This window comes from Dietzia sp. SLG310A2-38A2, assembly GCF_014145095.1.
Lineage (GTDB): Bacteria > Actinomycetota > Actinomycetes > Mycobacteriales > Mycobacteriaceae > Dietzia.
Map to the genome: position 1 here is coordinate 1 of NZ_JAALDX010000280.1, position 7,811 is coordinate 7,811.

6 protein-coding genes and 2 pseudogenes are annotated in these 7,811 nt (G+C 66.4%); 5 read left to right on the forward strand and 3 right to left on the reverse strand.

The genetic code is table 11. The annotated features are described in order from the left end of the window. From G6027_RS10230 to G6027_RS18425, 3 genes and pseudogenes are all read left to right on the forward strand, one after another. Positions 1 to 310: pseudogene (locus G6027_RS10230) on the forward strand (ABC transporter ATP-binding protein); the annotation flags it as partial. Then, positions 307 to 2,007: an ABC transporter ATP-binding protein gene (locus G6027_RS10235; protein ID WP_182637084.1), complete on the forward strand. Its 1,701-nt coding sequence runs from the start codon at positions 307 to 309 to the stop codon at positions 2,005 to 2,007. The pseudogene G6027_RS10230 and the gene G6027_RS10235, both read left to right, overlap by 4 nt. 84 nt (positions 2,008 to 2,091) lie before the next feature. Then, positions 2,092 to 2,514, forward strand: coding sequence for a hypothetical protein (locus tag G6027_RS18425; RefSeq protein WP_206682485.1), 423 nt, complete (start codon positions 2,092 to 2,094; stop codon positions 2,512 to 2,514). Positions 2,515 to 2,548: 34 nt separating this feature from the next. Here the strand turns inward: G6027_RS18425 and G6027_RS10245 are convergent, their stop codons facing one another. From G6027_RS10245 to G6027_RS10255, 3 genes are all read right to left on the reverse strand, one after another. Further along, on the reverse strand, positions 2,549 to 3,283 hold the full coding sequence (locus tag G6027_RS10245) for a haloacid dehalogenase type II (RefSeq protein WP_182637085.1): 735 nt from the start codon (positions 3,281 to 3,283) through the stop codon (positions 2,549 to 2,551). Between the two features lie 62 nt (positions 3,284 to 3,345). Beyond that, a complete protein-coding gene (locus G6027_RS10250; RefSeq protein WP_182637086.1) occupies positions 3,346 to 4,059 on the reverse strand; it encodes a flavodoxin family protein in 714 nt (237 codons plus the stop codon). A gap of 354 nt (positions 4,060 to 4,413) precedes the next feature. Beyond that, positions 4,414 to 5,148 carry a hypothetical protein gene (locus G6027_RS10255; RefSeq protein WP_182637087.1) on the reverse strand — a complete coding sequence of 245 codons (735 nt, stop codon included), beginning with the start codon at positions 5,146 to 5,148 and terminating at the stop codon, positions 4,414 to 4,416. 288 nt (positions 5,149 to 5,436) lie between these two features. On the opposite strand from G6027_RS10255, the gene G6027_RS10260 reads away from it, so the two are divergent. Both G6027_RS10260 and G6027_RS10270 read left to right on the forward strand, forming a co-directional pair. Continuing rightward, positions 5,437 to 6,471: a beta family protein gene (locus G6027_RS10260; RefSeq protein WP_182637088.1), complete on the forward strand. Its 1,035-nt coding sequence runs from the start codon at positions 5,437 to 5,439 to the stop codon at positions 6,469 to 6,471. Positions 6,472 to 7,541: 1,070 nt separating this feature from the next. Further along, positions 7,542 to 7,811 (forward strand): annotated as a pseudogene (locus G6027_RS10270) (hypothetical protein); the annotation flags it as partial.

Below are 7,811 nucleotides of genomic sequence, written 5' to 3' on the forward strand. Positions count from 1 at the left end.
GCGGCAGCGCCTCGCGCTCGCGCGGGCCCTCGTCGTCGACGCCTGGGTCGTGCTGATGGACGAGCCGACCGCCTCGGTCGACCCGCTCACCGAGGACGAGCTGTGGGAGTCGATCTCCCGGTGGTGCCGGGGAAGGACGCTGGTGATGGCGACCCACCGGATCGCGTTGGCCCGCCGGGCCGACCACATCGTGGTGCTCGACCGGGGCGCGGTCGCCGAACAGGGCACCCACGACGAACTGCTCGACCGCGGCGGGCTCTACACCGAGTTGAACGACGCCGAGACGCGGGCGAGGGCGGGGATCCGATGAGCGGCGTGGGCACGATGTGGCGGATCGCCGGTGCCGAACGGGTCCGCGTCCTGCGCGGGGTGGGCTGGCGGATCGTCCAGTCACTGTTCGGCGGGTTGCTCTACGGGGTCCTGATCACCCTCGTCGTGGACCTGGCCCGCGGCGGGCAGGTCGATGAGGACCGGGCCATCCAGGTGACCGTGGTGGCCGTGGTGACGCTCGTCGGGCAGTTGCTCGCGTCCTATCTGGCCGCCAGGGACTCCTGGCTCGCCTCGTACCAGGTGTCCGCGCATGCCCGGGTGTGGGTGCTCGAGCACCTGCTCCGCGTACCCGTGCCGATGGCCTCCGGCCGCCGCCGCGGTGAGATCCAGGCGCTGCTCACCGGCGACATGCAGCAGATCGAGGACTTCCTCTCCGAGGGGCTGCCCAAGCTGGGGCAGGCCCTCGGACTGCCGGTCTTCGTCGTCGCCGCAGCGGCCGTCTACGACCCGGTCGTCGCGCTCGTGCTCGCCGGGGCCGTCGTGGCGGCGATCCCGGCGACCGTGTGGGCGGGCACCCGGACCACCGCTGCGGCCAGGGAGAGGACCGCCCTCCAGGCCGAGGCCTCGGCACGGTTCGTCGACGTGCTCACCGGGATCACGGTATGGAGGGTCCTCGCGGCGCCGAGGCGGATCGCCGACGTCCTCCGCGCGACCGCGCTGGACCTGCGGGACTCCTCGGTGCGCATGCTCGGCAGGCTGATCCCCCCGCTGATGCTGGCCTCGGCCGTCCTCATGGCCGGGGTGCCGGTCCTGATGGCGGTGGTGGCCGGCCGCGGGACGGAGGTCGCCGTCGGGTTCCTCCTCGTGGCGATAGCGGTCTACCGGCCGCTGGTGGCGGCCCTGTCCGTGGGGGAACAGTGGCACGTGACCCGGGCCGCCATGGAGCGGCTGCGATCAGTGGCCGAGATCCCGCAGCTTCCCGATCCGACGGAGCCGGAGACGCCCCGGGGCGTCGAGGTGCGGTTCGACGGGGTGGGATACGCCTATCCCGACGGCACCCCGGCGCTGCAGGAGGTCGATCTCACACTCCCGGCCAGGGGCATGGTCGCGGTGGTGGGCCACTCGGGCAGCGGCAAGTCCTCCCTCGGGGGACTGCTCTCCCGCTTTGACGACCCCACCTCCGGCTCGGTGAGGATCGGCGGAGTGGACGTCCGCGAGATCGCCCCGGACGCCCTCGCCGCCACGGTGACCCAGGTGTTCCAGAGCACCCATCTGGTGCCGGGGACGGTGGCCGAGAACATCGCGCTCGGCCGCCCCGACGCGGACCGTGCCGACGTCGTGGCCGCGGCCCGGCGCGCACAGCTCCACACCGCGATCAGCGACCTGCCTCACGGGTATGACACGCGCCTGGGGGAGGACGGTGCCGGACTGTCCGGGGGACAGCGTCAGCGCCTGGCCATCGCCCGGGCACTGCTCGTGGATGCGCCGGTCGTGGTGCTGGACGAGCCCACCTCCGCCCTGGACACCCGCACGGAGAGCGAGGTCTCCGAGGTGATCGCAGAGCTGGCCCGAGGACGATCCGTCCTGCTCATCGCTCATCGCCTCAGCACGGTCATCCACGCCGACGAGATCGTCGTCCTGGAACAGGGACGGGTGGCCGAGCGGGGCACGCATGCCGAACTCGTGAGCACCGACGGACGGTATCGACGGATGTGGGACCGGCTCGAACCGCCCTGAACCCCCGCGAGCATGGCCACGCTCCACGCCCAGGAAAGTTCACCGTGCCCGGCAGACGGCAGGCACGGCCGAGAGGAGTAGACGATGTCGAGATTCTCGACCCCGGAGAACCCGCCTTCCCCGGACCCAGGTGAGGCAGGGATGAACGCCTTCACGGTGCTGTACTGCGGCACCTGCGGCGGAGACAGGGAGTCCGCGCTGGTCTCGGCCCTGAGCCGGGCGGTGGGTCGATCGGCCCACGGTGTGCTGGCGCGCGCCACCTGCCTGCTCGGCGGCGCGTGCGGTTCCGCAGGTGAGACCCAGGCGGAGGGGCCTGTCGTCCTGGTACAACGGTGCGATCGCCTCACCCGGGAGCCCCGGGGCGGCGTGGTGACCGTCGGACCCGTGCGGACCACCCCGGATGTGAACGGACTGATCCGGTGGCTCGAGACCTCCGATCTCACCGTGGACGAGCTTCCGATGCCTCTGCGGCGAGCGCACTACAAACGTGTGGCATCGCTGAACTGATCGGACCTGTCACCACCGCTGTCAGCGGGCGGAGTTAGCGACGCAGCTGGTCGGCCAGATCCGTGAGGGACGTGGCCGTGATGTCCGGCGACCGGAAGTACCCCGGGTAGGGCTCGCCGTCCCTGTTGATCCAGGCGGTGCCGAGGCCAGCTCGTGCGGCGCCGTCGATGTCCCAGGGATGGACGGCGACGAGCATCGCGTCCATCGGGTCGACATCGCACCGGGCGAGAGCGTGCGCATAGGCCCTGAGGGCCGGCTTCCAGGCGCCCGCGTCCTCCACGGAGAAAAGTGCCTCGAAGTCGCCGCGTACCGACGCGCGGTCGAGGAGGCCTTCGGCGATCGCCGCCGAGCCGTTGCTCAGAGTCACCAACCGGATCCCGAGGTCCGTGAGTGCGTGGACACCGTCCGGCACGTCGGGGTGCACGGGGAGGACGGCGAAACCGCCCATGATGTGCTGTACCGCTTCGTCGGGGCCGCGATCGAGCGTCAGACCATGGAGGCTGATCCGCAGGGACTCCGCGGCGAGGCGGGCGAAGGAGTCGCTCGCCGAGACGACCGTGAGGGCGAAGCCGTCCCGGAGGAGCCCCGCGAACCAGCTCGACGCCAGGTGCGCCGGCGCGCCGACGTCCTCGAACCGCCGGGTCATCGGCGACATGTCCGAGAGTGTCTCGTTGACGTCAAAGACGATCAGGGTGGGTTTCCGGGGCCCGTCCGGGCTCACCGGGTGGTCCCGGCTCGCGATGCCCTCCAGGGGGTGCTCGGCGGTCATGGAACCCTCCTCGTTCGGGATCGCGCGGTCAGGTTCGGTACTCGGTCAGGGTTAGTGATTGGTCAGGATCGGTACTCGGGGTTCTCCCAGCCGAAGCGGGCACCGGAGTCCCAGGCGGAGCGCTGGTTGCCCTCGCTGGGGATGCCGCCGGCCGCCTTGAGAAGCCGAGCCAGGTGCATCAGGTTCCAGGTCATGAAGGTCGTGTTGCGGTTGGTGAAGTCGTTCTCCGGCCCACCGCTGCCGGGGTCCAGGTACGACGGTCCGGGGCCGACCTCGCCGATCCAACCCGCATCGGCGTTGGGTGGGATCGTGTAGCCGAGGTGCTGCAGGCTGTAGAGGATGTTCATCGCGCAGTGCTTGAGTCCGTCCTCGTTGCCGGTGACCAGGCACCCACCGACCCGGCCGTAGTAGAGATGCTGGCCCTTGTCGTTGAGCATCCCGGACAGTGCGTAGAGACGCTCGATCACCTTTTTCATCACGCTGGAGTTGTCGCCGAGCCAGATGGGTCCGGCCAGGACGAGGATGTCGGCCTCGAGAAGCCGCGGGTAGATCTCCGGCCAGGCGTCCACGTCCCACCCGTGCTCGCGCATGTCCGGGTAGACGCCCGTCGCGATCGGGTGGTCGACCGCGCGGAGGGTCTCCACCTCGACTCCGTGCTTTCGCATGATCGAGGCACTCGCGTCGACGAGTCCCTGGGTGTGGCTGAGGCCGGGGCTGCGGGTGAGAGTGCAGTTGACGAAGGTCGCCCTTAGGCCGGTGAAGTCGGGCTCGCTCATCGGGACTCCTCGGTGCCGTGCCGCTAGGGGCGATCACCACACCGTAGTCACCAGCAGGGAGTTACCGGCCGGTTTCGGCGGCGAGGAGGGTAGGGGCGAAATGAGAACGAGGTCCGGACCCCGACCGGGAGGGTATCTCGGTCGACATCCGGACCTCGTTCGTCCGGGGTGGCTGACGGGACTCGAACTCCCGTGCCGGGTGGTGCAACACAGTACATTCCGGGTTTGAAACCTCCGCTGAACTGCACATAAATGGCTTCCTGCGGGTCGACGTGTGCATCGGTGTGCATCGCCGTGCAACGTTGGCATTGCAGAAGTTGTTGCCTGGCCCCCCGCAGCCGGCTTACCGGGCCATCACGAACCGGCGCGCTCGGCGAAGTACTGGGCCATTCTGTGAATAAGCTCCTCGACGTTCGTCATGCGGTCGGTCAGACCGTACTGTCGGTAGCTTGGAACCGCGGCCGAGTGCCACCGGGGGATCTCTGGCCACGTGACAACGGCGACCGAAGAGCCCAGCTGCGGGTGGGCGCCGGGCGGTGGGGTAATCGTCGCGAGCCAAGTCTTCTGCTTGTGAGTGACGTAGGTCAGGGTGTGGTCGCAGTCGTCAACCTGGGCGCCGGCGAGGCCGCGGAGGTCGAGTTGCACGCCGCGGACGTTCCACGCGAACTCGTGAGCGAGGCGATGACGGTCGATTCTGGCAACCTCGTGGAGCCACCAAAGGGCGTGGCCGTGTTCCTTCGTCGGAATGTTGTACGGCTGGGTCCGCTCGATCGCGGCGATCGAGACAGTCGAGAGGTGCTTGAGCCTGCGCCGGGCTTCGCGGTCGAATGCGGCCCGGTTGGTCGCGAGCGGGTACTGGAGGCGGCTCTCACCGGGGGGCGGATTCTGTCCGCTGTCCTTGACGGCGAGCTGGTAGAGGATCGCGTCGAGGGCGGCGCGGAGTTGGTGGGCCCAGTCGCTGAACGCCAGGGCAACCTCGATGGGGAATGGATCGCGGGCTTGGGCGAGCAATCGGATCGCTTTGTCGCCCAGATCGAAGGTGGTATCGATGGGCCGGCCGTGGTGGTGGGTGCTGGCAAGGTCGATCACCTCGGCGCGGTGGCGGCCTGCCCGGTCGACACGGTGGAGAATCTCGGTGAAGTCAGGGGAGGCCATACCGGCTCACGGTACGGCGCAGGTGTCCCCGCCCATAGCGGGGAATGACGAAACGCCGCAGCGTGCGGGGGTCGGCGGATGCCGCGTTGGCGACGGCGGCAGCAGGTTTGACCGTGTCGGCACGGTTAGTTCGGCTGAGAAGGGCAGGATTCTGCGGACTGAAAAGCTACAAATCTCGCCGTTCTTAGTTCAAAGCGCCGAGAACTGTAGTTCGATTCCCCTATGGTTGCACCGCTTACACCCCTACCGGCCGAAGCGTACGTTCCAGTTCTGAAGGCGAAACAGGGCGAGCTGCTGGCCATACAGACTACGCCCCCAGACATGTTCGTGCCCCTTCTTGAGACGGCTGACTCGGCGAAGGTTGCACATGTATCGAGAGCATGGCCTCACAAAGATCACGTGATATGGGTCCATCCTCTAAACGTCAATGCGGTGGACGACTCAGTCTGGCTGAACGAAGTCGAGTCAATTTTCGCAAGACTGCATAACGACGGCCGACAAGCAGTACCGGTGGTGACCACCAGTGAATCTGCGGGCGTTTATGGTGCTGTTCGCCAAGCAGTCTTGCGCGACTCGCGGGGTATAGTAATCCGAATCGACTGCGAAGATGCGCTCGAAGGTAGCGCGGCTTTGCTTTCTGCTGAGCTCAGTGACGTCCGGAGCGAGTGTTCTGTGGATGCGGACGAATGCGACTTAGTAATCGACGCGGGGATGGTCAGTGGTGGGCCCGCGGTTCAGTCGTCGGTCGTCGGTTCAGTGCTCGACTTGCTGCCAGACTTGCACCAATGGCGATCGATTGTTGTTGCGTTCTCTGCCTTTCCGGAAGCCGTTGGCAAGCTGGTGGCGCCAAACTCAGTGGGCTCGATACCGCGCACCGATGCCAGTTCATTTGCGCATTTAACAAGCCACTGGACCAAGCGAATTTTGTCTTTCGCTGACTATGGGGTCGGAGTGCCGGTTTATGCAGACACTCCATGGGCGCCCATTCCCAATATTCGGTACGCCCTGCCGAGTGAGTGGCGGGTTTTTCGAGCACATACGAAGCGTGACCCAAGTCCGCAGTACATCGCACTGGCGAGAGATCTTGCGGCTCAATCCTACTTCGATGGAACGGGCGCGAGCGCGGGTGACGATTACATCCAGGCAGTAGCTAACGGAGCCGACGGGCCAGGAAACGCGGGGTCGTATTTGAAAGCGGCGATGTCTCGCCACTTCTATGTTGTGCTCTCTTCCCTCGCCACTCGCGGCGTGCCTTGAGCGCGGAGCGGACCTCGAACCTAAGCGCATCGATCTCGACGGTATTGATAAGCCGATCCCACACCGCAGACCGAGTTTTCGTTCTGACCCCGTAGTCCGCCCCTAGCCTCTCAAGAATTGAGAGGGCTTCATCTCTCCAAAGGAGTTGCACAATCGCGGCGGCGTCAACGGCCGGGTTCAGAGAAGGTTCCCGGGTCTTTCGCAAGGCCGTGTCAGATTCTACAGTGTTAGAATTCGAAGCGGTTACCAGGCCCCACCACGGGGGTACGAGATCCGCCGCTTTCGATAAGTGGTTCTCTGCTACTACGAGGTTCATGTAGTCGAAGATTCGGTTATAAGTTTGCAATTGGCGCGGAAGGCGATCTAGATTATCGCGCTCACTTTTGATCTCAAAGCCGGTCAGGGAGCCGTTGACGACGGCAACGTCGATTCGCGCAATATCGCAAAGGCCAAGCTCCTCTACAACCAGGCAAGAGGGGTCATTAGCATGTTCAGTCTTCAGCCGCTCACGTAAAGCAACTCGTACATCATGATCACGCATGGTCCCTACCCAATCAGTATCGGCAGCGTGGTATAGACAATACGTCGGTGCTGTCGCACACCGTGACCTGACCCGCCTTAGAGTAGATCTGGGTGCTTGTAGGCGAGGTTAGGGCGCCGCCGAAGGCTCGCCCATAATCGGCGATTATCGGCCCCTATACAGTCACGATGGTGCTTCCGTTGCGCCGTCGCGGCACGACCGAGACGCGCTTCCAACATGAACAAGGACTTCCGGCCTCGCTCCATCCGCCGCGACCCGCCACCCGAACCATGCGCCGCGGACGGCTGCGGCCAGCCGTCCGTTGACTTCGGGAATCTTTTCCTCGCTGGTGAGACCCGAGCGGAGGGCCGCGCCGTCGCCCCGATCCACGCCCGCCGGCGATTCTGCGAGCAGCACCTCTCGTGGCAGTAGGTGCTCTTCGGCCTTGTCCTCGGCCTTGAATGTGTGTCGAACGATGCGGATCTGGCGATTGAAGCAGGTCAACGGATTAGCCGCACCTACGAGTGCCGCATCGCGGTGCCGTGACGTGATGGGCACCGACGATCCGGGCGGCTGGGTGACGCCCGGGCGGCAGGGGCCCGCCTGCTCGGGCAAGCCCGCGAGCAGCTTGCGCCGGTCATCCCTGCCCACAGCCACCCGTGAGGCCCTGACCGCCCGCAAGGCCGCCGGGGTCCAGTTGGGCACCCCGACCAGCGTGCCCGATGCCGTCCTCCGCCGGGTCATCACAGACGCCGCAGAGGGGCGCAGCCTCCGGCAGATCGGGGCCGGGCTCATGGCCGACGGCATCCTCACTGGCTCA

Coding starts and splice junctions, on each gene's coding strand:
- G6027_RS10235 (WP_182637084.1), top strand. CDS start 307: ATGAGCGGCGTGGGCACGATGTGGCGGATCGCCGGTGCCGAACGGGTC.
- G6027_RS18425 (WP_206682485.1), top strand. CDS start 2,092: ATGTCGAGATTCTCGACCCCGGAGAACCCGCCTTCCCCGGACCCAGGT.
- G6027_RS10245 (WP_182637085.1), bottom strand. CDS start 3,283: ATGACCGCCGAGCACCCCCTGGAGGGCATCGCGAGCCGGGACCACCCG.
- G6027_RS10250 (WP_182637086.1), bottom strand. CDS start 4,059: ATGAGCGAGCCCGACTTCACCGGCCTAAGGGCGACCTTCGTCAACTGC.
- G6027_RS10260 (WP_182637088.1), top strand. CDS start 5,437: ATGGTTGCACCGCTTACACCCCTACCGGCCGAAGCGTACGTTCCAGTT.